The organism is Streptomyces sp. SID14515 (genome assembly GCF_010548505.1).
In the GTDB taxonomy this organism is placed as follows: domain Bacteria; phylum Actinomycetota; class Actinomycetes; order Streptomycetales; family Streptomycetaceae; genus Streptomyces; species Streptomyces caviscabies.
Genome location: NZ_JAAGMH010000111.1, coordinates 40,976 through 60,814 on the forward strand (window position 1 = coordinate 40,976; position 19,839 = coordinate 60,814).

Here is a 19,839-nt window from a genome sequence, read left to right on the forward strand (position 1 = left end):
GCCAGGAAGGCGAGGCGGCCCCGTCATGAGCGGCATGAGCAGCACGAGTGGCACGAGTGGCACGAACAGCACGAGTGAGCGGAACGGATTTCTGTTCTGCGCGGACCCGTTGCGCCTCTCGCGGCCCGATCCGCAGTTCGCCGGCGAGCTCGCGGCGGCGCGGGCGACCGGCGCGCGGATCGCGCTGCTCGATCATGACGCGCTGCTCGCGGGCGACGCGGCCGGTGCGGTGGCCCGGGTCGCGCGGGACTCCGGACCGTACTGGTACCGCGGGTGGATGATCCCCTCCGGCCGGTACGCGGAGCTGGAGGCGGCGCTCCGCGCACGGGGCTGCACCCTGCTCACCGGTGCCGCCGGCTACCGGCGGGCGCATGAACTCCCCGGCTGGTACGAGGAGTTCGAGGCTCTCACCCCGCGCAGCGCCTGGTGCGCCCTGACTCCGGGGGCTCCGGCGCCATCGGTCGACGAGCTGGCCGGGCTCGCGGCGCCCCTGGGGCCGGGGCCCGGCATCGTGAAGGACTTCGTGAAGTCCCGCAAGCACGAGTGGCACGAGGCCTGTTACGTACCGGAGCTCGCGGACCGGGAGCAACTGGCCGCCGTGGTGGGCCGGTTCGTGGAGTTGCAGGACGCCTTCCTCGCGGGCGGCCTGGTGCTGCGGGCCTTCGAGCCGTTCGTCGCGGGCGGCGAGGCGCGGGTGTGGTGGGTGGACGGGGAGGCGGTGCTCGTCACCGCCCACCCGGACGCCCCGGACACTCCCGACCGCGATCCCGTCCCCGAACTCCCTTCGCTGCGGCAGGCGGTGGGGCGTCTCGGGCTTCGCTGGGTCACCACCGACCTGGCGTTGCGCGAGGACGGGGTGTGGCGGGTGGTGGAGGTCGGCGACGGCCAGGTCAGCGGGCTGCCCGCCGGGGCGGAGGCCGGAGAGCTGTTCGGCGTGCTCGCCGACGCCGGGGCGCGCTGACCTCGGCCCGGGCCGGCCGCCACCGGGGCGCCTTGCCCCTGCCCGGTCCCGAGCGCCGCCGGGGCGTCTTCCCTCCACCCGGGCCCGACCGCCGCCGGACGCCCGGCCTCCTGGCCTCCCGACCTCCTGGCCTCCGCCCGGGCCCGCCGTCTCAGCAGCCGCAGTCGGCCGCGTCGACGGGTGCGGTGAGCGGGTCGATGCCGCGCCGCTCGCCGCCCTCCCAGGTCTCGTAGGCGAACCCTTCGCGCGCCCAGTACTCGAATCCGCCGAGCATCTCCTTGACCTGGTAGCCCAGTTGGGCGAGGGCCAGGGCCGCGCGGGTCGCGCCGTCGCAGCCAGGACCCCAGCAGTACGTGACCACCGGCACGGCCGGGTCCAGCAGTGCCGCCGCCTGCTCGGGGATCAGCGCGGTGGGCAGGTGGACCGCCCCGGGGATGTGCCCCTGGTCCCAGGACGCGGTGGAGCGGCTGTCCAGGACGACGAACCCGGGGTCGCCGTCGGCGGCGAGCGCGGAGGCGACGTCGGAGACGTCCGCGTGGAAGGCCAGCGAGGCGCCGAAGTAGGCCGCGGCGGCAGCGGGAGAGGCGGGCGCGACGCGCAGGACGGGGTGGTCGGCCGGGGCCGTGGTGTGCGAGGTCATGACCATGAATCTATGGCTGCGGAACGGGCCCGAGAAGTGAGATCCCCCGGCGCTCCGCTTGATTCGCCGGGGCTTTCCCTGTTCTCTCGGAGGGTGACCGACTATTCCCCGGACGCCACCGACTGGCGCATCCTCGATGTCCTCCAGCGCGACGGCCGCGCCACCTTCGCCGAGCTCGCGCGCGCCGTCGCCATGTCCCCGAGCGCCGTGACGGAGCGGGTGCGGCGGCTGGAGGAGCTGGGCGTGATCAGCGGGTACGCGGCGGTGGTGGACGCCGAGCGGCTCGGGCTGCCGATCCTCGCCCTGGTCCGCCTGCGCTACCCGAACGGGAACTACAAGCCCTTCCACGATCTCCTGGAGACCACACCGGAGATCATCGAGGCCCATCACGTCACGGGCGACGACTGCTTCGTCCTCAAGGTCACGGCCCGTTCGATGAAGCATCTGGAGGAGACCACCGGCCGGATCGGCGCACTGGGCTCCGTCACCACCAGCATCGTGTACTCCTCACCGCTCCCCCGCCGCGCGATCGGCCGCTGAACCGCCCGGGCGGGGCTCCGTTCACGCGAGGCGGTGCCGCACCGACGAGCCCTGCCGCTCCTTCACCACTTCCAGGCGGACCGGGATCCGGCGGCGCAGGTCGGCGACATGGCTGACGATGCCGACGCTGCGGTCCCGCTCCCGCAGCGAGTCCAGCACGTCGAGCACCTCGTCCAGCGTCTGGTCGTCCAGGCTGCCGAATCCCTCGTCGATGAAGAGGGTGTCCAGGCGTACGCCGCCGGCCTCCTCGGTCACCACGTCGGCGAGGCCGAGCGCCAGGGCCAGCGAGGCGAAGAACGTCTCCCCGCCGGACAGGGTCGCGGTGTCCCGTTCGCTGCCGGTCCAGGCGTCGACCACGTGCAGCCCGAGCCCGGCCCTGCGGCCGCCGGTGCGGGCGTCGGAGTGGACCAGCGTGTAGCGGCCGGAGGACATCTGCCGCAGCCGTGCCGTGGCGGCGGCCGCCACCTGTTCGAGGCGGGCGGCCAGGACGTACGACTCAAGGCGCATCTTGCGTTCGTTGTCGGCGGAGGTGCCCGCCGCCAGACCCGCGAGCCGGGCGATCCGCTCGTACTCCTGGCGCACCGGGCCCAGCCTTCGCACCTCGTCGGCGGCCTGCCGGGAGAGCCGGACCAGCTCCGCGCAGCGTTCCTCGGCGGCGGCGCGGGCGGAGGACGCCTCACGCAGCAACCGCTCCGCCGTCTCGAACTCGCGTTGTGCGGCGGCTGGTTGGGCAGGGGGCTGCTCGGCGGCCTCGCGGGCGTCGCGTTCACCACGGCGGTCGGCGACCGCGGCGGCCTCGGCCTGCCAGGCGTCGATGCGGTGCTGGAGCTCGCGTTGGGCCGCGGCGTCGAGCAGGGTCGCCGCGGCGGCCTCCGGGGTGTCGAAGCCGGCCCGGAACGCCGCGTCGGACAGTCGGCCGTCGGCTTCCTTGCGCCGCCGGTCCGCGTCCTGCTCGGCGCGTACGGCCTCGGCGGCTTCCGCGAGCAGCGCCACCCGGCGGGTGAGGCGTTCCGCGTACGCGGCGACGGACCCGGACTCGCCCCGGACCACGGCGAGTTCGTCCCGCAGCACGGCCTGCTCACGGTCGAGCGCCTCCCGCCGGGAGGTGCGGGCGGCGGCCCGGCGTTCGGCCTCCTGCCGGAGTTCGAGGCGCTGGAGGTGTTCGCGCTCGGCGGCGTCGAGGGCCTCGCGGGCGGCGTGCGTCCCGGCGGCGAGGCGGTGCGCCTCGGCATGCTCGGCGGTCAACCGCTCGACCAGGTCGCGGAGTTCACCGACGGACGGGCCGGGATGCGACTTGGCCCCGGCCCCGGCCGCGGTCTCGGCCCCGGCGTCGATCTCAGCCCCGTCCCCGGCCTCGGCCTTGGCCCCGGCGTCGAACTCGGCCCCGGCCTCGGTCTCGGCCCCGGCCCCGGCCCCGGCCCCGGCCTCCATGGCGGCCTCAGCCTCGACGGCCGCCGACGGCTCCGCATCCCGCGCCTCCGCCGCCGCGGCCGCGTGGCGTTCGCGGACGAGGCCGAGGGCCTGCTCCGCGCGGGTACGGACCTCCTCGGCGCGCCGGTGGGCGGTGAGGGCGGCCTCCTCGGTGGCCCGGTCGACATGGCCGTCGCCCTCGGTGGCGGGGGCCGGGTGCTCGGCGGAGCCGCAGACGGTGCAGGGCGCGCCGTCGACGAGTCCGGCGGCCAGCTCCGCCGCGATGTCCCGCAGCCGCCGCTCCCGCAGCCCGAGCCACGTCTCGTGAGCGCCGAGAGCGCGTTCGCGGGCCTCGGCCAGCGCTTCCCGGGCGGTTTCGGCCTCGGCGGCCAGCGCCTCGCGGCGGCGGGCGGCGTCCAGTCGGCGGCGGGCCGGGGCGAGGAGTCCGGCGAGCTGTTCGGCGCGGGTCGCGGCCTCCTGGGCGGTCGCGATGCGCTCGCGGAGCCCGGCGTGGACGGTGTCCCAGCCCGCCAGCCAGGCGTCCGCGTCCCGGACGGTCGCGTCGTCGGCGCGGGATTCGCGCTCCAGACGGTCCCGTTCCCCGTCGATCTCCGCGCTGCGCGCCTCGGCCCGGCGGGCCGACTCCAGCCCGCCCAGCTCCTGCCGGAACCGGCGCTCCAGCTCGGTGAGTTGATCGGGGCCCGCGTCGGCGAGGTCGGGCGGCAGCTGCGCCCTGGCCCGGTCTAGGTCGTCGGCCGCCCGCCGATGGGCGCGTTCCGCCTCCTCGCGCAGGTCCAGTGCGGGAGCGACCCGGTCCGCCTTGCGGGCGCGTTCCAACTGCTCCTGGCAACGGTCGTGTTCGGGGCGGCGCTCCTCCAGCGCCGCCGAGCGTCGCCGGGTCTCCTCGTAGCGCTGCTGGAGGCGGTCCCGTTCGCGTTCGGCGTCCAGGGCGTGGCGGGCCGCGCGCTGTCGGCCCTCGGCGGCGGTGACGACACCGTGGGCGATGTCGAGCCGTTCGCGGGCCGTGGACCGGGCGATGGCGGCCCACTCCAACACCGCTTCGGCGAGGCCCGGTTCACCGGGCCGGGCGGTGATCGGCGTGGCCTCGGCCCCGACCGGTCCGGCCGCCTGCGCGGTGCGCTGGGCGAGGGCGAGGATCCGCTCGTCGGCGGCGGCGACCTTGGCCTCGGCACTCCGGCGCAGTTCGGCGAGGCGGTCCTCGACGGCGGCGAAGCGGCGGGTGTCGAAGAGCCGGCCGAGGAGCTTGCCGCGGGCCTCGGCGTCCGCGCGCAGGAAGCGGGCGAAGTCGCCCTGCGGCAACAGCACCACCTGGCAGAACTGGTCCCGGCTCATGCCGATGAGCTGGGTCAGCTCCTCGCCGATCTCCTGGTGCGACTTGCTGAGGGCCTGCCAGCCGCGCTCGGGGTCGTAACCGCGCAGCCTGCTCTGGGCCTTCTCCATGGTGAAGCCGTCGCCCCGCTTCTTGGGGCGGGGCTGGGCGGGGCTGCGGGTGACTTCGAGGCGTCGGCCGCCGACGGTCAGCTCCAGCTGGACCTCGGTGGGCAGGTCCGCCGGGGCGTGGTCGCTGCGCAGCGAGGCCCCGGGGCTCTGGCGGGCGCCGGGGACGGCTCCGTACAGGGCGAAGCAGACGGCGTCCAGGACGGAGGTCTTGCCCGCGCCGGTGGGTCCGTGGAGCAGGAAGAGCCCGGCGGAGGAGAGGGCGTCGAAGTCGACTTCCTGGGTGGCGCCGAACGGGCCGAAGGCGGTGATGCTCAGGCGGTGCAGTCTCACCGGGACACCTCGCGCACGGTCTCGTCCACCCGTACGTCGTCGAACGCGGCGCGCAGCACGGTGCGTTCGAGGTCGCTCGGGCCGCTGCCGCCGCGGACGTGGGCGACGAAGTCCTCGGCGATCTGGTGGTCGTCACGGCCCTTGAGGCGCTGGGCGTAGGACGCCCCCGGGTCGTCGGGCGGCCGCTCGGGGTCGAAGACGAGGCTGAGGGTGTGCGGGAAGCGCCGGGCGAGGCGGGCCATGGGTTCGGCGGGGCGCACCGGGTCGGTGAGGGTGGCCTCGACCCAGGCGTGCTCGTGGCGGTCCAGGGCGGGGTCCTCCAGGAGGGTGTCGAGCCGGCCGCGGAGCCGGGCGAGGGGCCGTTCGACTGGGCAGTCGACTCGTTCCTCGGCGGCGATGTTCCCGTCGGCGTCGAGGTCGATGAGCCACATGGTCTTGCGGTGGTCGGCCTCGGAGAAGGAGTAGGCGAGCGGCGAGCCGGAGTAGCGGACGCGGTCCGTGACGCGCTGGGAGCCGTGGAGGTGGCCGAGGGCCGCGTAGTCGACGCCGTCGAAGACCCCGGCGGGGACGGCGGCGACCCCGCCGACGGTGATGTCGCGTTCGCTGTCGCTGGGCTCGCCGCCCGCCACGAAGGCGTGCGCGAGGACGACGGAGCGGGTGCCCGCGGGGCGGGTGGCGAGGTCGGCGCGGACCCGGTCCATGGCGGCGGTGAGGACCGCCTCGTGGCCGGCCTTTGCGGCCCGGAGCGTGTCCTTGACCAGGGCGGGTTCCAGGTAGGGCAGCCCGTAGAACGCCACGTCGCCGTGGGCGTCGGCGAGCACGACGGGGGTGGCGCAGCCCTCGGGGTCGGTCCGCAGATGGGTCCCGGCCCGGTCGAGGAGCCCGGCGCCGACGCCGAGCCGGCGGGCCGAGTCGTGGTTGCCGGAGATCATGACGGTCGGGACGCCGGCGTCGGCGAGCCGGTGCAGCGCGCGGTCGAACAGCTCGACGGCGGTGAGCGGCGGGACGGCCCGGTCGTAGACGTCGCCCGCGACGAGGACGACATCCACCTCGCGTTCCCGGACGGTCGCCACGAGATGGTCCAGGTAGGCGGCCTGGGCGTCCAGCAGGGAGACGCGGTGGAAGGACCGGCCCAGGTGCCAGTCCGAGGTGTGCAGGATCCTCACGCCATCACTCCGCCGGTTCCGGCCTGCATCGTCGTCGTCCTCCACCCCGTGGGCCGCGCACCGGCGGCCCGTGATCCCGCTGTCGGCACGGACCACGCTAACGCCGCCGGGCCGCCGAACCCGCATCGATCATGATTTTGGCCCCCGTGGCCCCCGTGGGATTGCCCTCACCTCACGCGGTTCACGCGGTCGCGTCGCCGTACGCCTCGCCGCCCAGCTCCAGTGTGGCGGTCCCCGCGGTCGCGTCGGCCAGCCAGGCGGTGAACGCCTCGACGTCGGCGTCCGGCAGACCGATGTCGATGGCGACGGCCTCGGCGTACCGCACCTCGCGGACGTCCCGCCCGGTGGCCCGCAGGTCGTTCTCCAGCTTTCCGGCCCGCTGGTGGTCGACGTGGACCGTGGCGAGCCGGAAGCGCTGCCGGGTGATGGTGCCGAGCGCGTCCAGGGCTTCGCCGACCACTCCCCCGTACGCCCGGATCAGCCCGCCCGCCCCGAGTTTGACCCCGCCGTAGTAGCGGGTGACGACCGCCACGGTGTACCGCACCTCGCGCCGCGTGAGCATCTGGAGCATCGGGACGCCCGCGGTGCCGCCGGGTTCGCCGTCGTCGCTCGCCTTCTGTACGGAGGCGTCGGCGCCGATCACGTACGCGAAGCAGTTGTGGGTGGCGGTCGGGTGCTCCTTGCGGACGCGGGCGATGAAGTCCTGCGCCTCCTGTTCGGTGGCGGCGGGGGCGAGGGAGCAGAGGAAACGCGATCGGTTGATCTCGCTCTCGTGCACACCCGCGCGGGCGACGGTCCGGTACTGCTCCTGCATCCGTCCACCCTATGCGCCGCCGGAACGGCGTTCTCCGGCGGGAATGACGGGGTGGGGGCCGTCGGTTGTCCCGGCATGAGCGCAGACGACAGGTACGCGGACGGCGCCGGCACATTCGCGGACGCCGCGACGATCCGGCGGATTCTTCAGGACTCGGGCGACACCTGGGCGGTGGTGGGCCTGTCCGGCAACCGTTCCCGGGCGGCCTACGGGGTGGCGGAGGTCCTCCAGCGGTTCGGCAAGCGGGTGGTGCCGGTGCACCCGAAGGCCGAGACGGTGCACGGGGAGCAGGGGTACGCCTCGCTCGCGGACATTCCCTTCCCGGTCGACGTGGTGGACGTGTTCGTCAACAGCGAGCTGGCGGGCGAGGTCGCGGACGAGGCGGTGGCGGTGGGCGCGAAGGCGGTGTGGTTCCAGCTCGGCGTGATCGACCCGGCCGCGTACGAACGGACGCGCGCGGCGGGGCTGGACATGGTCATGGACCGGTGCCCCGCGATCGAGATCCCGCAGCTGGGCGAGCGCGCCTGAGCGTCCCGGGTGTGGGAGGCGCCCCGGGACGGGAAGGATCCCCGCCGTGAACGACGTGAACGACGTGAACAGCACGGACGGCGTGGACGGCGTGCTCGACGAGGACCGGGCGGCGGCCGCTCTGACCGCGCTGGGCTTACGGTCCGGCGACGTGCTCCTGGTGCACGCCTCGCTGCGGTCACTGGGGCCGGTGGCGGGCGGGGTCCGGGGCGTGCTGGGCGCGCTGCGCCGGGCCGTGGGGCCGGAGGGGACGGTGGTGGTGCCCGCCTTCACCACGGAGAACTCCGACACCTCCCCGCACTACCGCGCGCGGGTCCGGGGCCTGGACGCCGGGGCGGTCGACGCCGTGCGTGCCGCGATGGAGCCGTACGACCCGGCGGTGACCCCGGCCCCGTCGATGGGCGCGCTGGCGGAGACCGTGCGGACGGCGGCTGGGGCCGGGCGCAGCGCGCATCCGCAGACCTCCTTCGCCGCGCTCGGGCCCGGTGCCGAGCGGTTGCTCGCCGGGCACCGGGCCGACTGCCATCTCGGGGAGGACTCGCCGCTGGCCCGGCTGTACGAGGCGGATGCCCGGATCCTGCTGCTCGGCACCGGCTACGCCACCTGTACGGCGTTCCACCTGGGCGAGTACCGGATGGACCGCCCGCCGCGCCGGAGCTACCGCTGTGTGGTGGCGGCGCGGGGGGTGCGGCGGTGGTGGGAGTACGAGGATGTCGCCCTGGACGACGGGGACTTCGCCGCCCTGGGCGCGGCGTTCGAGGAGTCCGCCGCCGACGGTGACGTACGGACGGGACGCGTGGGCGCGGCAGTCTGCCGGCTCGTCCGGCTGCGCGCGGCCGTCGACTTCGCCACGGCCTGGCTCACGGAGCACCGGGCGGCGACGGTCCGCTGAGGCCGCCCAGTGCGGAGCTCAGACGCCGAGGCCCTCGACCACGACGGCGCCGGGGAGGGCGGCGAGCGCCTTGCCGGGAACGATGAGCTTGCCGCGCCGACGGCCGCTGCCGATCAGGACCCACTCCTCGTCCACCACGGCCGGGTCCAGCAGGAGGGGCCAGGCGGCGGGCAGGCCGATCGGGGTGATGCCGCCGTACTCCATGCCGCTCTCGCCGACCGCCGTGTCCATCGACGCGAAGGAGGCCTTGCGGGCGCCGAGGTGCTTGCGGACCGCGCCGTTGACGTCGACCCGGGTGCGGGAGAGCACCACACAGGCGGCGAGCGTGACGTCCTGGCCGCGCTTGCCCGCCACCACGACGCAGTTGGCGGAGGTGTCCAGCAGGTCCGCGCCGTAGTGCTCGACGAAGACGGCGGTGTCGGCGACGGCCGGGTCGCTGTCGACGTGGACGACCTGTCCGGCGGTGAACTCGCCCCAGCCGGCGGTCAGGGCCGCGACGACGGGGGCGGGGAGCAGATCGAGCCGTTCCGCAGCGGGAGCGGCGTCCTCGAAGGTGCCGATGGGTGCGCGCATGGCGCTCACGCTAACAGCGGCGGGTGCGCAGGCGGCGGGGCGTCTCAGCGGACGGGCGGGATGGCGACGGCCATGGTGAACACGGCAGGTTCGCCGCCCTCGTTGCGGTAGCCGTGCGGCACGTGCGCCTCGAAGGTGGCGGAGGTTCCGGCGGGGACGGGATGGGTGCGGCCGTCGACGAGGAGGGTCAGTTCGCCCTCGGTGACATGGAGGAGTTCGACGGTGCCCTCGGGGTGCGGGTCGGAGGTGCTGCCCTCGCCGGGCATCAGCCGCCAGGTCCACAGTTCGAGCGGGCCCCGCGCCTCGGCGCCGACGAGCAGGGTGGTGGAGCTGCCCGCGTCGGTGGACCACATACGCACGGCCTGGCTCTCCGGGACCAGCCGGACCTGGGTGCCCTGCTCGTGGTCGAGGAGGGTGGTGATGCTGACGCCGAGCGCGTCGGCCAGTTTGACCGTGGTGCCGACGCTCGGGTTCGTCCGCGCCTGCTCGATCTGGATGATCATTCCCCGGCTGACTCCGGCGCGGGCCGCGAGGGCGTCGAGGGTGAAGCCGCGCTCCCCCCGCCAGCGCTTGAGGTTGCGGGCCAGCGACTGGGTGAGCTGGTCGAGGTCGGACACGGACCGTCCCTGCGGTGGATGGCGGAGTGCGGGTGGCTGGTGCGGGCGGCCGGCGCGGTGACCGGGTCGCCTACAGCGGATGCCGCGGTCAAGAATATTGCACTGCCGTACGGTGCACCGCCGCGTCCAGCCGGTTGCACCGCCGTACGGTGACCGCCGCCGCGTGCAGCCGGTGTACCGCCCGTACGGTGCGCCGCCGCGTCCAGCCGGTGGGCGTACCGCCACCACCGCGCTACGAGATCTCGCGCGCCTCGTCCATGTCGGCGAGGGCCAGCAGCTGCTCGGGCGTGACGCCCTCGGGGATCGGCACGGGCGCGGGCGTCCGCAGGGGCGGCTGCCAGCCCTTCTCCGGGTCCCAGCTGCGGACGACCCGGGCGGGTGCCCCGGCGACCACCGCGTGGTCGGGGACCTCGCCCCGGACGACCGCGCCCGCCGCGACCACCACGTTCCGGCCGAGCCGGGCCCCGGGCAGGATCACCGCGCCGGTGCCGATCCAGCAGCCGGGGCCGATCGCCACCGGTTCCATCCGGGGCCACTGCTTGCCCACGGGCTCGTGCGGGTCGTCGTAGCTGTGGTTCGTGGAGGTGATGTAGACGTACGGGCCGCAGTACGTGTCCGCGCCGATCGTCACCTTCGTGTCCGCGATCACATGGCTGCCGCGCCCCAGCACCACGCCGTCGCCCAGGGTGAGGATGGGCTCGGGCCCCAGGTCCAGGTCCGGCATCATCCCGGCCGTGAGCGTGACCTGCTCGCCGATGATGCAGTGCGCGCCGAGCTCGATCCACGGCTCCCCGAACACGGTCCCCTGCGGGAACGCGAGACGCGTGCCCTCGCCGATCGCGCCGAACCGCAGCCGCCCGGGGTGCTCGGCGGTGACCGCGCCCGCCCGCTGCGCCCAGGCCCAGCCGCGGTGGACCGCACGGGAGGCGGCGCGGCGCGGCCAGCGGGCGAGGAAGGAGAACGTGTTTCGGTTCTTCGGCACGCGCTCACGGTAGTCGGCGGCGCGGTGGGCGATCCGTGCGGTGACCTGTGATGTTCGCCCCACTGCGCGGCGTGCGCCGGGAGCCGTCACCTACCGTGGGGCGGAGTACCACACCGGCGCGAAGGAGCAGGCGATGGCGGAGCAGGCGTTGATCACGGGCATGGGCGGCAAGGAGCCGGACATCGACGTGGACGCGTTCGTGGCCCCGACCTCCGTGGTCATCGGCGAGGTGACGCTCGCCCCGGGCTCCAGCGTCTGGTACCAGGCCGTGCTGCGCGCCGACTGCGGTCCCATCACGCTCGGCCCCGACAGCAACATCCAGGACAACTGCAGTGTCCACACCGACCCCGGTTTCCCGCTCACCGTGGGCGCGCGGGTCTCGGTCGGCCACAACGCGGTGCTGCACGGCTGTGTGATCGAGGACGACGTGCTGGTGGGCATGGGCGCCACGGTGCTCAACGGCGCGCACATCGGCGCGGGTTCACTGGTCGCGGCGCAGGCTCTCGTACCGCAGGGGATGCGGGTGCCGCCGGGCTCGCTCGTCGCCGGGGTGCCCGCGAAGGTCAAGCGGCCGCTGACCGCAGAGGAGCTGGAGGGCATCCGCTTCAACGCGGCCGGTTACGTGGAGCTGGCGAAGGCCCACCGCGAGGCGCACGCCGGCTGACGGCCGCACCCGGCAGCTGACGCAACCGGGCCGCCGCACCTCCCGTTCGAGGAGGTGCGGCGGCCCGGTTGCGCTTGTGTACGGCGGTGGTCAGCCGTTGGGGCGCAGGGTCCACACGACGGTCATCTCGCCGGTGACCGCGCCGTCGGCGCGCTGGATCTCGATGGCGACGGGGAATTCCGGCCGCTGTCCGGCGTCCAGCTCGGCGACGACGTCGGCGATGGGGCGGCCGAGGGTGGCGGTCGCCGTGACCTCGCCCATGGCGAGCTTCTTGTAGCCGATCTCGGCCTTCACGGCGAGCGGCACGGCGCGTGACATCTGGTCGCCGAAGGCGGCGATGACGATCGCGCCGCTGGCGGACTCGGCGAGCGTGAACATCGCTCCGGCGTGGGGTCCGCCGACGTGGTTGTGGTAGTCCGCCTGGTCGGGCAGCCGGACGACGGCGCGCTCCGGGGTGGTCTCCAGGAATTCGAGGTTGAGGGTCCGGGCCATCGGAACCGTCGCGACGAGCATCTCGCCCACGGTCATCTGTTCAGCGCTCATGCCCGAAGGTTACTCACCAGTAGCACCGTTTGGCCATCCCCTTGTGACGGCTCTGGGACAGGGCGGCCGTAGAAGTGGGCGCACAGCCCATCTATGGTTACTGGCCATGTGGCCAGGAACGCAGCCGCCCGGGGGCGAGCAGAACCCGCAGGACCAGAATCAGAACCCGTACCAGCAGCCGGGGTACCAGCAGCCGAATCCCTATCAGCAACCGGGATATCCGCCGCAGGGCCAGCCGGGGCAGCCCGCTGAGCCGGGCTACGGATACCCGCAGGGCCCGCCGCCCGGCGGGCAGCCGGGCTATCAGCAGCCCAATCCCTATCAGCAGCCGACCGTGCCGCAGTACGCCGTGGCGGGTCCGCCCGGCGGGCCGAAGCCCGGCGACGACAAGAAGAAGACGACGATCGTGGCGATCGTCGCGGCGACCGCGGTCGTGATCGCGGCGGGCGTCACCGGTTTCCTCGTGCTCGGCAAGGACGACGAGGGCGGCAAGAACGTCGCCGACGACAAGAAGTCCGCGTCGCCGAGCGCCAAGCCCAGCGAATCGGCCACCGGCTCCGCGCCGCCCGCGGAGAACCCGCGGGGCTCCGACAGCGACCCCAAGCCGGTCATTCCGGGCTGGAAGGTCGTCACCAACCCCAAGTGGGGCACGCAGTTCGACGTTCCCGGTGACTGGGAGGTCGCGAGCTCGGGAATGTTCTCCGGCTTCGAGGACGCCAAGAAGCCCGACGGCCCGCCGGTCGCCGGGTTCTCCGCGCCCGCCTACTACAAGAGCAAGTGGTGCGTCGACGACTCCGACGGAGACGGCAGCGAGGAGGACACCGGGCTCGCCGGCGTCGGGACGAAGGGCGCCCAGGGCGCCAAGAACACCGACGAGGCCGCGACGAACGAGGCCGCCAACTGGGTGTGGGCCGCCTACGCCCAGCTCGACCCGAAGTCCAAGGTCAAGATCGGCAAGGCCAAGCCCTTCACCACCGAGTCCGGTCTCTCCGGCAGCGTCGTGCAGGCCACCGCCCTGGAGCTGGCCAACAAGGACAAGTGCGACAGCGACGGCAAGTCGATCGCCTTCTCCTTCAAGAACTCCAAGGGCGACTTCTCGACCTGGGTCCTCTACGCCGCCGCCGGCGTCAAGGACGAGCTTCCGGACACGACCATCCAGAAGATCCTGAGCACGGTCCGCCTCGCGGGTGACCCCACGGGCTGATCCGCCCCGCGTCACGTTCCCCTGGCCGCATCGACCCGCCCGCCCGACGGGGCCCTCAGCCGACGCTGAAGGCCCCGTCGGGCGGTTCGGGCGAGGCGACCGCGTCCACGTCCGCCACCGGGCTGGCCCCGCCGAGGAACCTGGTCAGCGCCGCGCCGTGGGTGACCCGAGCCGGAAACGCGTCGGCGGCGCAGCCGCGGACGAGCGGGTCCACGTCGATCGGCGCGTGCGAGGCGAGGAGCACGACGTTGCCGAAGCGCCGCCCGCGCAGCACCGCCGGTTCCCCGATCAGCGCGAGTTCCGGGAAGACCGCGGCGAAGTTCGCCAGCTGGGAGCGGAGGAAGGCGAACGGCGCGCTGTCGGCCAGATTGGCCGCGTAGACGCCGTCCTCGCGCAGTGCCCGGCCGGCGGCCCGCGCGTACTCGACGGAGGTCAGGTGCGCCGGAACCCGCGAACCGCCGAAGACGTCCGCGATCAGCAGATCGACGGAGGCGGGGTCCGTCGCCTCCAGCCGTTGCCGGGCGTCGGCCGCGTGCAGGGAGATACCGCTCTTGTCGGGCAGCGGCAGATGTTCCCGGACCAGCCGCAGCAGCTCTCGGTCCGCCTCCACGACGTCCTGCCGTGAGCCGGGCCGGGTCACCGCCACATAGCGGGGCAGGGTCAGCGCCCCGCCGCCGAGGTGCAGCACGTCCAGGGGCGCGCCCGGCTCCGCCGCGCCGTCCACGACGTGTGCGAGCCGCCGTACGTACTCGAACTCCAGGTAGGACGGGTCGTCGAGGTCGACGTAGGACTGGGGCGCTTCGTCGACCGTGAGCAGCCAGGCCCGGTCGCGGTCCACGTCGGGCAGCAGCCGGGCGGTGCCGCAGTCGACCTCGCGGATGACGGGTATCGGCTCGTTCACCTCTCCATTGTCGCCTCCCGCACACCGCGGCCCGCCACTCCTGCTTCCGGGAGCGGCGGGCCGGGGTGGGGCTCAGAGCAGCGCGGTGACCGTGCCCGCGCCGACCGTGCGGCCGCCCTCGCGGATCGCGAAGCCGAGACCGGACTCCAGCGGGACGTCACGGCCCAGCTCCACGGTCATGGTGACCGTGTCGCCGGGGCGCGCGACGGCCGCCTCGCCGAGGTCGACATCGCCGACGACGTCCGCCGTACGGATGTAGAACTGCGGCCGGTAGCCGGTGGCGACCGGGGTCGACCGGCCGCCCTCCTTCGTCGACAGCACGTACACCTGCGCGGTGAACCTGCGGCTGGGCACCACACTGCCCGGCGCGGCCACGACATGGCCGCGGCGGACCCGGTCGCGCTCCACCCCTCGCAGCAGCAGCGCCACGTTGTCCCCGGCCTCGGCGGACTCCATCGGCTTGCCGAAGGTCTCCAGCCCGGTGACGACCGTCTCGATGTCCGCGCCCAGCACCTGGACCTTGTCGCCGACCCGGACGGTGCCGCGCTCGACCGCACCGGTGACGACGGTGCCCCGGCCGGTGATGGTCAGGACGTTCTCGACGGACAGCAGGAACGGCGCGTCGGTGTAGCGCACCGGCATCGGTACGTAGGTGTCGACGGCGTCCAGCAGCCCTTCGATCGCCGCGGTCCAGCGCGGGTCGCCCTCCAGCGCCTTGAGCCCGGAGACCCGGACCACGGGGACGCTGTCGCCGCCGTACCCGTGCGCGGAGAGCAGCTCGCGGACCTCCAGCTCGACCAGGTCGGTCAGCTCGGGGTCGCCCGCGTCGGCCTTGTTGAGGGCGACGACGATGTGGTCGACGCCCACTTGACGGGCCAGCAGGACGTGCTCGGCGGTCTGCGGCATGATCCCGTCGAGGGCGGAGACGACGAGGATCGCCCCGTCGAGCTGCGCCGCCCCGGTGACCATGTTCTTGATGTAGTCGGCGTGTCCGGGCATGTCGACGTGCGCGTAGTGGCGGGTGTCGGTCTCGTACTCGACGTGCGCGATGTTGATGGTGATGCCGCGCTGGGCCTCCTCGGGGGCCCGGTCGATCCGGTCGAAGGACACGTAGGAGGTGGAGCTGCCGCCGCGCTCGCTGAGGACCTTGGTGATGGCGGCGGTGAGGGTGGTCTTGCCGTGGTCGACGTGGCCCATGGTGCCGATGTTGAGGTGCGGCTTGGTGCGCACGTAAGCCGTCTTGGACATGGCTCGTTCCTTCGGAGAACTCGAAGCTGAGAAAGGATTGAAGACCCCAGGGCCCCGCCGACCCTCCCCTTGCGGGGTCCGCCGGACAGTCGGGGGAGGGTCAGCTTCGGGCGCCGCCGATGGGCGCTGCGGCAGCGGTGCACGCTGCCGCTTCCGCGGAGAAGGCGGCCGCGAGGGCCGCGTCGTTCACGGCAGCCTTCGGCGCGTCCGCGACTGCGGACCGCGCTGCGAGGAAGGCGTACCGGAACATGCCCCTGATCATGGCCGGGCGCCGCGGTCGCGTCGAATGATTTTCCGGGCGGCTCTCAGAGGTTCTTGAGCGCCTCACGCGCGGAGAGCGGCGACAGCCGGGTCCGCGCGCCGTCGACGAAGTCGCGTACGGCGACGGGATCGGTCTTGGCGTACTCGCGCAGCGCCCAGCCGATCGCCTTGCGGATGAAGAAGTCCGGGTGGTCCGCGCGGCGCAGGCAGTAGCCGAAGAGCCGGTCGGTGTCGGTGGCTTCCTTGTAGCGCAGCTGGTGGAGCAGGGCGGTGCGGGCGGCCCAGAGGCTGGGGTCGTCGATCCACCGGTCCATGGCCCGGGCGAGCGCCGGGTCGGCGGTGACCAGAGGTCCCGCGACATGCGCGGCGAGCACGTCGACCGTGTCCCACCAGGGGACGGTGGTGACGAGGTGGTGCAGGACGGGCAGGAAGCCGGAAGTGCAGCGGCCCACGTACCGGCGCAGGTAGTCGGCGGCGAAATACTGGTACTCCCGCTCCGGCAGCCGCCAGCAGCGCAGCGCGATCGCCGTGCAGTCCCGCTCGTCCGGCCGCCGGGCGCCCGCCAGCACGGTCCGTGAGAGGGCCCGGCGCTCGGGCGTCGGGATCCCGAGGAAGGGCGCGACCCGCTTCATGTACGCGGCGGCGCCTTCGGCCCGTACGGGGTCGGCGGCCGGGGCGTAGACGGCGACGAGCCGCTCCAGGACGGTGTCGGCGAGGGCGCTGTCCGGCGGGACGGGGGCGTCGGCGGCGGGGTTCACGGGACGCACATTACGGCGATCACATAGCGTTTTCGGTTACTCTCCCCGAATGTTCGACCCCGCTCCCGCCGCCCGGCCCGCCGGTTCGGCCCTGCGCCTCTCCCGGGCGCTGCTGTCGCCGTGGTCCCGGTTCTCGCTGCTCGTGGTGGTCCTGCTCGGGGCCGCGTCGACGATGCTGCTGTTCGAACCACAGCGGCTGCTGGCGTCGGGCTGGCCGCCCCAGCTGACCGGGGGCACGGCGGCGGTGCTCTTCGGGCTCGCGTACGGGGCGCTGACGGTGGCGTTCGTGCCGCGCCCGCTGCTCAACATCGCCGCGGGCGCGCTGTTCGGCGCGCAGACGGGTCTCGCGGCGGCGCTGGCGGGCACGGTGCTGGGCGCGGGCGTGTCGTTCATGCTGGGCCGGGTGCTGGGTCAGGACGCGCTGCGGACCCTGCTGCGCGGGAGGCTGCTCACCGCCGCGGACGGGGTGCTGAGCCGGCACGGCTTCCGGTCCGTCCTGGCGTTGCGGCTCTTCCCCGGGGTCCCGTTCGCCGCCGCCAACTACTGTGCGGCGACCTCCCGGATGGGCGCCCCGCCGTTCCTCCTGGCCACCGGGCTCGGGTCGATCCCGAACACGGCGGCGTACGTGATAGCCGGCAGCGAGGCCGCTTCGCCGACCTCGCCGGTGTTCCTGGCCGCCATGGGCTTCATCGTGCTGTCCGGTCTCGGCGGCGCGCTGGTCGCCTGGCGCAAGCGCCACCGGCTGGGCCGGGGCACGCCGGGAGACTGAGCGGGCGTCGGCACGTGGAAGACCGGTGCAGTCATCCTGACGTTTACTTTCAGGCGATACGCTGCCCGCGACCTCGATGTCCTTGACCGCACTCCGCACTTTGCACGCAGCCGACGGGCCCAGCCGCCCGCGGCCGATGCACGATCACCTCCGGGATGGCCTAAGCCCCATGAGCTGGTTCGAATCATTCGTCCTGGGACTTGTTCAGGGACTGACCGAGTTCCTGCCGATCTCCTCCAGCGCCCATCTGCGGCTGACGGCCGCGTTCGCCGGCTGGCACGACCCGGGGGCGGCGTTCACCGCGATCACCCAGATCGGCACCGAGGCGGCGGTGCTCATCTACTTCCGCAAGGACATCGCGCGCATCCTGTCCGCCTGGTTCCGCTCGCTGACGGACCGTACGATGCGCAGCGACCACGACGCCCAGATGGGCTGGCTGGTCATCGTCGGCTCGATCCCCATCGGGGTGCTGGGCCTCACGCTCAAGGACCAGATCGAGGGCCCGTTCCGCGATCTGCGGCTGATCGCGACGACGCTGATCGTGATGGGCATCGTGCTGGGCATCGCGGACCGGCTGGCCGCACGGGACGAGTCGGGCGGCCGGCACCGTGTGGTGAAGGAGCGCAAGACGCTCAAGGACCTGGGGGTCAGGGACGGTCTGATCTACGGGTTCTGCCAGGCGATGGCGCTGATCCCCGGGGTCTCCCGGTCGGGCGCGACGATCAGCGGCGGTCTGCTGATGGGCTACACCCGCGAGTCGGCGGCCCGCTACTCGTTCCTGCTGGCGATCCCCGCGGTGCTCGCGTCGGGCGCCTACGAACTCAAGGACGTGGGCGAGGGGCATGTGTCCTGGGGCCCGACGATCTTCGCCACCCTGGTGGCCTTCTTCGTCGGATACGCCGTCATCGCGTGGTTCATGAAGTTCATCACCACCAAGAGCTTCATGCCGTTCGTGATCTACCGCATCCTGCTCGGCATCGTCATCTTCGCGCTGATCTGGTCCGGCGCGCTGAGCCCGCACGCGGGTGAGTCGGCGGGCTGAACAGGACCCGGGGCCACCTACCACGGCGTCGACATCGCTCGAGAACTCGGTGTTCAGTTCGGAAGAGCGACGGGTGATCGACACTTCCTCCACCTTTCGGTCACATCTCCCCCACTTCCAGAGCGATCGGCCCCTTCGGCCGACTGCGGGTCGCTACGGTCATGCCTCCACGAACCACACAAGGGGGACACATGTCGGATCAGCAGCCGCAGCCGGGCCAGCCGCAGCAGCCCGGATGGGGGCAGCAACCGCCCCCGCCGCGGAAGAGGAAGACCGGGAAGATCGTCGGCTTCGGGTGTCTCGGCATCGTCGGCCTGATCGTTCTCATCGTCATCATCGCCATGGTCGCCAGTGGCGGAGACGACGGCAACGAGTCGTCGACCACGAAGCCGGCCGCCAGCCAGGGTGAGAGCAAGAAGGACGAGCCCAAGGAAGAGGAGTCGGCCGAGAAGGCTCCCGTGACCGTCACCGCGAAGGCCATCGCGTTCGAGAAGAACGTCCTCGCCGAGGGCGACGACTACACCAGCGTCCAGGTCACCATCACGAACAACAGCAAGAACGACATCGACGTCAACCCGCTGTACGTCACCATCACCGACACCGACGGCGGCAAGCACACCGCTGAACTCGGCGTCGCCGAGGATGAGTTGGACGCCGTGAAACTCGCCCCGGGCGAGAATGTCACCGGGACCGTCACCGGCAAGGGCACGTTCGACGCCAAGTACGTGACGTACACCGACGGACTCCTCGGCGACAGTGTCCGCGGCGACGTCTCGTGAGCTGACACCGGTCCGGTGCTCCGCCGCCGCCCGGCCGGTCGCGGGGCTCCGCCGAGGGGGAGAGGAAAAGAGTGCCCCGCCCGGGAGCAGCCGGGCGGGGCGATCCAGCAGCGCAGCAGCCAGCAGCGCGGATAGATGTCCTCACCGTACGGCGGGGGTCTGACAACGCCCCGTCGTCAAGCCTGTCGGGGTGCGAGACCGGTGGCGGACAGGACGGCGTCGACCGTCTCGGCCACCGTCAGCTCCGCGTTGTCGATCCAGATCTTCTCGTCGGCCAGTTCGGTGCGCATCGCCGCGTCCAGCGGGGACCAGTCCGTCGTCAGCGTCTTGTCCCGGGCGAGGTTGCGCTCCTGGGCCTTCGCCGCGCCCGGGGCCAGGACCACGCAGTGCAGCGGTCCGCCGGTGAGCGTGGCGCGGTAGAAGTCGAGGTGGGCACGGCGTACGACGACGTCGTCGATGACCGGGAGGAAGCCCGCGGCGACGAAACTGTCCGCCAGCAGGCAGGCGTTGCGGGCCCGGAGGAAGATCTGCCGGTCCGCCTCCTCGTCCCGCTCGGGCGAGGGCCACCGGCCGCCGGAGACGATGAGTTCCTGGAGGGCGTCCACCTCGATATGGGCGGAGGCGGCGAACCGGGCGGCGAGGGCAGCGGCCACCGTGCTCTTGCCGCTGCCGGGGATGCCGATCAGCAGGACCGCGCCCGCCGCCGGTGATCCGGTGTCCACCGGTACTTCCGCCCAGGCCATCCCCGTACTCCCT

General features: G+C 73.3%; 21 protein-coding genes. 9 read left to right on the top strand and 12 right to left on the bottom strand.

The window, feature by feature from the left end; all coding sequences use genetic code 11:
* Positions 1-34 precede the first annotated feature (34 nt).
* Positions 35-961, top strand: coding sequence for an ATP-grasp domain-containing protein (locus G3I54_RS26220; protein WP_164617701.1), 927 nt, complete (start codon positions 35-37; stop codon positions 959-961).
* Between the two features lie 151 nt (positions 962-1,112).
* On the opposite strand, the gene G3I54_RS26225 is transcribed toward G3I54_RS26220, so the two are convergent.
* Positions 1,113-1,607 carry a rhodanese-like domain-containing protein gene (locus G3I54_RS26225; protein WP_164617703.1) on the bottom strand — a complete coding sequence of 165 codons (495 nt, stop codon included), beginning with the start codon at positions 1,605-1,607 and terminating at the stop codon, positions 1,113-1,115.
* Positions 1,608-1,694: 87 nt separating this feature from the next.
* Here G3I54_RS26225 and G3I54_RS26230 point away from each other — a divergent pair, with 87 nt between their 5' ends.
* The gene (locus tag G3I54_RS26230) at positions 1,695-2,141 is read left to right on the top strand and encodes an Lrp/AsnC family transcriptional regulator (RefSeq protein WP_030811699.1); all 447 of its coding nucleotides are present in this window, start codon (positions 1,695-1,697) and stop codon (positions 2,139-2,141) included.
* Between the two features lie 21 nt (positions 2,142-2,162).
* Here G3I54_RS26230 and G3I54_RS26235 read toward each other — a convergent pair whose 3' ends face one another.
* From G3I54_RS26235 to G3I54_RS26245, 3 genes are all read right to left on the bottom strand, one after another.
* A complete protein-coding gene (locus G3I54_RS26235) occupies positions 2,163-5,342 on the bottom strand; it encodes an SMC family ATPase (protein ID WP_164617705.1) in 3,180 nt (1,059 codons plus the stop codon).
* Positions 5,339-6,508, bottom strand: coding sequence for an exonuclease SbcCD subunit D (locus G3I54_RS26240; RefSeq protein ID WP_164617706.1), 1,170 nt, complete (start codon positions 6,506-6,508; stop codon positions 5,339-5,341). Before G3I54_RS26240 ends, G3I54_RS26235 begins: the two co-directional genes overlap by 4 nt.
* Positions 6,509-6,689: 181 nt before the next feature.
* Positions 6,690-7,322, bottom strand: a complete 633-nt coding sequence (locus G3I54_RS26245; RefSeq protein ID WP_164617708.1) for a YigZ family protein — start codon at positions 7,320-7,322, stop codon at positions 6,690-6,692.
* 75 nt (positions 7,323-7,397) lie between these two features.
* Between G3I54_RS26245 and G3I54_RS26250 the strand changes: the two genes are divergently transcribed.
* Positions 7,398-7,850, top strand: coding sequence for a CoA-binding protein (locus tag G3I54_RS26250; RefSeq protein WP_164617710.1), 453 nt, complete (start codon positions 7,398-7,400; stop codon positions 7,848-7,850).
* Positions 7,851-7,905: 55 nt separating this feature from the next.
* Positions 7,906-8,742 carry an AAC(3) family N-acetyltransferase gene (locus tag G3I54_RS26255; protein WP_343240423.1) on the top strand — a complete coding sequence of 279 codons (837 nt, stop codon included), beginning with the start codon at positions 7,906-7,908 and terminating at the stop codon, positions 8,740-8,742.
* 18 nt (positions 8,743-8,760) lie between these two features.
* Here G3I54_RS26255 and G3I54_RS26260 read toward each other — a convergent pair whose 3' ends face one another.
* The 3 genes from G3I54_RS26260 to G3I54_RS26270 all read right to left on the bottom strand — a co-directional run bounded on the left by G3I54_RS26260 (position 8,761) and on the right by G3I54_RS26270 (position 10,914).
* A complete protein-coding gene (locus G3I54_RS26260) occupies positions 8,761-9,315 on the bottom strand; it encodes a YbaK/EbsC family protein (RefSeq protein ID WP_164617712.1) in 555 nt (184 codons plus the stop codon).
* Positions 9,316-9,359: 44 nt separating this feature from the next.
* Positions 9,360-9,932, bottom strand: a complete 573-nt coding sequence (locus tag G3I54_RS26265; RefSeq protein ID WP_164617714.1) for an XRE family transcriptional regulator — start codon at positions 9,930-9,932, stop codon at positions 9,360-9,362.
* A 232-nt stretch (positions 9,933-10,164) separates the two neighbouring features.
* Complete coding sequence (locus G3I54_RS26270) at positions 10,165-10,914, bottom strand: acyltransferase (RefSeq protein WP_164617716.1); 750 nt, start codon at positions 10,912-10,914, stop codon at positions 10,165-10,167.
* Between the two features lie 133 nt (positions 10,915-11,047).
* On the opposite strand from G3I54_RS26270, the gene G3I54_RS26275 reads away from it, so the two are divergent.
* Complete coding sequence (locus tag G3I54_RS26275) at positions 11,048-11,578, top strand: gamma carbonic anhydrase family protein (protein ID WP_164617718.1); 531 nt, start codon at positions 11,048-11,050, stop codon at positions 11,576-11,578.
* 90 nt (positions 11,579-11,668) lie between these two features.
* Here the strand turns inward: G3I54_RS26275 and G3I54_RS26280 are convergent, their stop codons facing one another.
* Positions 11,669-12,106 carry a DUF4442 domain-containing protein gene (locus G3I54_RS26280; protein WP_030081225.1) on the bottom strand — a complete coding sequence of 146 codons (438 nt, stop codon included), beginning with the start codon at positions 12,104-12,106 and terminating at the stop codon, positions 11,669-11,671.
* 121 nt (positions 12,107-12,227) lie between these two features.
* Between G3I54_RS26280 and G3I54_RS26285 the strand changes: the two genes are divergently transcribed.
* The gene (locus tag G3I54_RS26285) at positions 12,228-13,325 is read left to right on the top strand and encodes a hypothetical protein (protein WP_164617720.1); all 1,098 of its coding nucleotides are present in this window, start codon (positions 12,228-12,230) and stop codon (positions 13,323-13,325) included.
* 55 nt (positions 13,326-13,380) lie between these two features.
* Here the strand turns inward: G3I54_RS26285 and G3I54_RS26290 are convergent, their stop codons facing one another.
* From G3I54_RS26290 to G3I54_RS26300, 3 genes are all read right to left on the bottom strand, one after another.
* Complete coding sequence (locus G3I54_RS26290; RefSeq protein ID WP_164617722.1) at positions 13,381-14,226, bottom strand: fused MFS/spermidine synthase; 846 nt, start codon at positions 14,224-14,226, stop codon at positions 13,381-13,383.
* Between the two features lie 72 nt (positions 14,227-14,298).
* On the bottom strand, positions 14,299-15,474 hold the full coding sequence (gene tuf, locus G3I54_RS26295) for an elongation factor Tu (protein WP_164617724.1): 1,176 nt from the start codon (positions 15,472-15,474) through the stop codon (positions 14,299-14,301).
* 305 nt (positions 15,475-15,779) lie between these two features.
* On the bottom strand, positions 15,780-16,493 hold the full coding sequence (locus tag G3I54_RS26300; RefSeq protein WP_164617726.1) for a DNA alkylation repair protein: 714 nt from the start codon (positions 16,491-16,493) through the stop codon (positions 15,780-15,782).
* 49 nt (positions 16,494-16,542) lie between these two features.
* Between G3I54_RS26300 and G3I54_RS26305 the strand changes: the two genes are divergently transcribed.
* The 3 genes from G3I54_RS26305 to G3I54_RS26315 all read left to right on the top strand — a co-directional run bounded on the left by G3I54_RS26305 (position 16,543) and on the right by G3I54_RS26315 (position 19,083).
* Positions 16,543-17,262, top strand: a complete 720-nt coding sequence (locus tag G3I54_RS26305; RefSeq protein ID WP_164617728.1) for a VTT domain-containing protein — start codon at positions 16,543-16,545, stop codon at positions 17,260-17,262.
* A 169-nt stretch (positions 17,263-17,431) separates the two neighbouring features.
* Positions 17,432-18,304 carry an undecaprenyl-diphosphate phosphatase gene (locus G3I54_RS26310; protein WP_164617730.1) on the top strand — a complete coding sequence of 291 codons (873 nt, stop codon included), beginning with the start codon at positions 17,432-17,434 and terminating at the stop codon, positions 18,302-18,304.
* A 191-nt stretch (positions 18,305-18,495) separates the two neighbouring features.
* On the top strand, positions 18,496-19,083 hold the full coding sequence (locus G3I54_RS26315; RefSeq protein WP_164617732.1) for a DUF4352 domain-containing protein: 588 nt from the start codon (positions 18,496-18,498) through the stop codon (positions 19,081-19,083).
* Between the two features lie 176 nt (positions 19,084-19,259).
* Here G3I54_RS26315 and G3I54_RS26320 read toward each other — a convergent pair whose 3' ends face one another.
* Positions 19,260-19,826, bottom strand: a complete 567-nt coding sequence (locus G3I54_RS26320) for an AAA family ATPase (RefSeq protein ID WP_164617734.1) — start codon at positions 19,824-19,826, stop codon at positions 19,260-19,262.
* Positions 19,827-19,839: the final 13 nt, after the last annotated feature.

Coding starts and splice junctions, on each gene's coding strand:
- G3I54_RS26220 (WP_164617701.1), top strand. CDS start 35: ATGAGCAGCACGAGTGGCACGAGTGGCACGAACAGCACGAGTGAGCGG.
- G3I54_RS26225 (WP_164617703.1), bottom strand. CDS start 1,607: ATGGTCATGACCTCGCACACCACGGCCCCGGCCGACCACCCCGTCCTG.
- G3I54_RS26245 (WP_164617708.1), bottom strand. CDS start 7,322: ATGCAGGAGCAGTACCGGACCGTCGCCCGCGCGGGTGTGCACGAGAGC.
- G3I54_RS26250 (WP_164617710.1), top strand. CDS start 7,398: ATGAGCGCAGACGACAGGTACGCGGACGGCGCCGGCACATTCGCGGAC.
- G3I54_RS26260 (WP_164617712.1), bottom strand. CDS start 9,315: ATGCGCGCACCCATCGGCACCTTCGAGGACGCCGCTCCCGCTGCGGAA.
- G3I54_RS26275 (WP_164617718.1), top strand. CDS start 11,048: ATGGCGGAGCAGGCGTTGATCACGGGCATGGGCGGCAAGGAGCCGGAC.
- G3I54_RS26280 (WP_030081225.1), bottom strand. CDS start 12,106: ATGACCGTGGGCGAGATGCTCGTCGCGACGGTTCCGATGGCCCGGACC.
- G3I54_RS26285 (WP_164617720.1), top strand. CDS start 12,228: ATGTGGCCAGGAACGCAGCCGCCCGGGGGCGAGCAGAACCCGCAGGAC.
- tuf (WP_164617724.1), bottom strand. CDS start 15,474: ATGTCCAAGACGGCTTACGTGCGCACCAAGCCGCACCTCAACATCGGC.
- G3I54_RS26305 (WP_164617728.1), top strand. CDS start 16,543: ATGTTCGACCCCGCTCCCGCCGCCCGGCCCGCCGGTTCGGCCCTGCGC.
- G3I54_RS26310 (WP_164617730.1), top strand. CDS start 17,432: ATGAGCTGGTTCGAATCATTCGTCCTGGGACTTGTTCAGGGACTGACC.
- G3I54_RS26315 (WP_164617732.1), top strand. CDS start 18,496: ATGTCGGATCAGCAGCCGCAGCCGGGCCAGCCGCAGCAGCCCGGATGG.
- G3I54_RS26320 (WP_164617734.1), bottom strand. CDS start 19,826: ATGGCCTGGGCGGAAGTACCGGTGGACACCGGATCACCGGCGGCGGGC.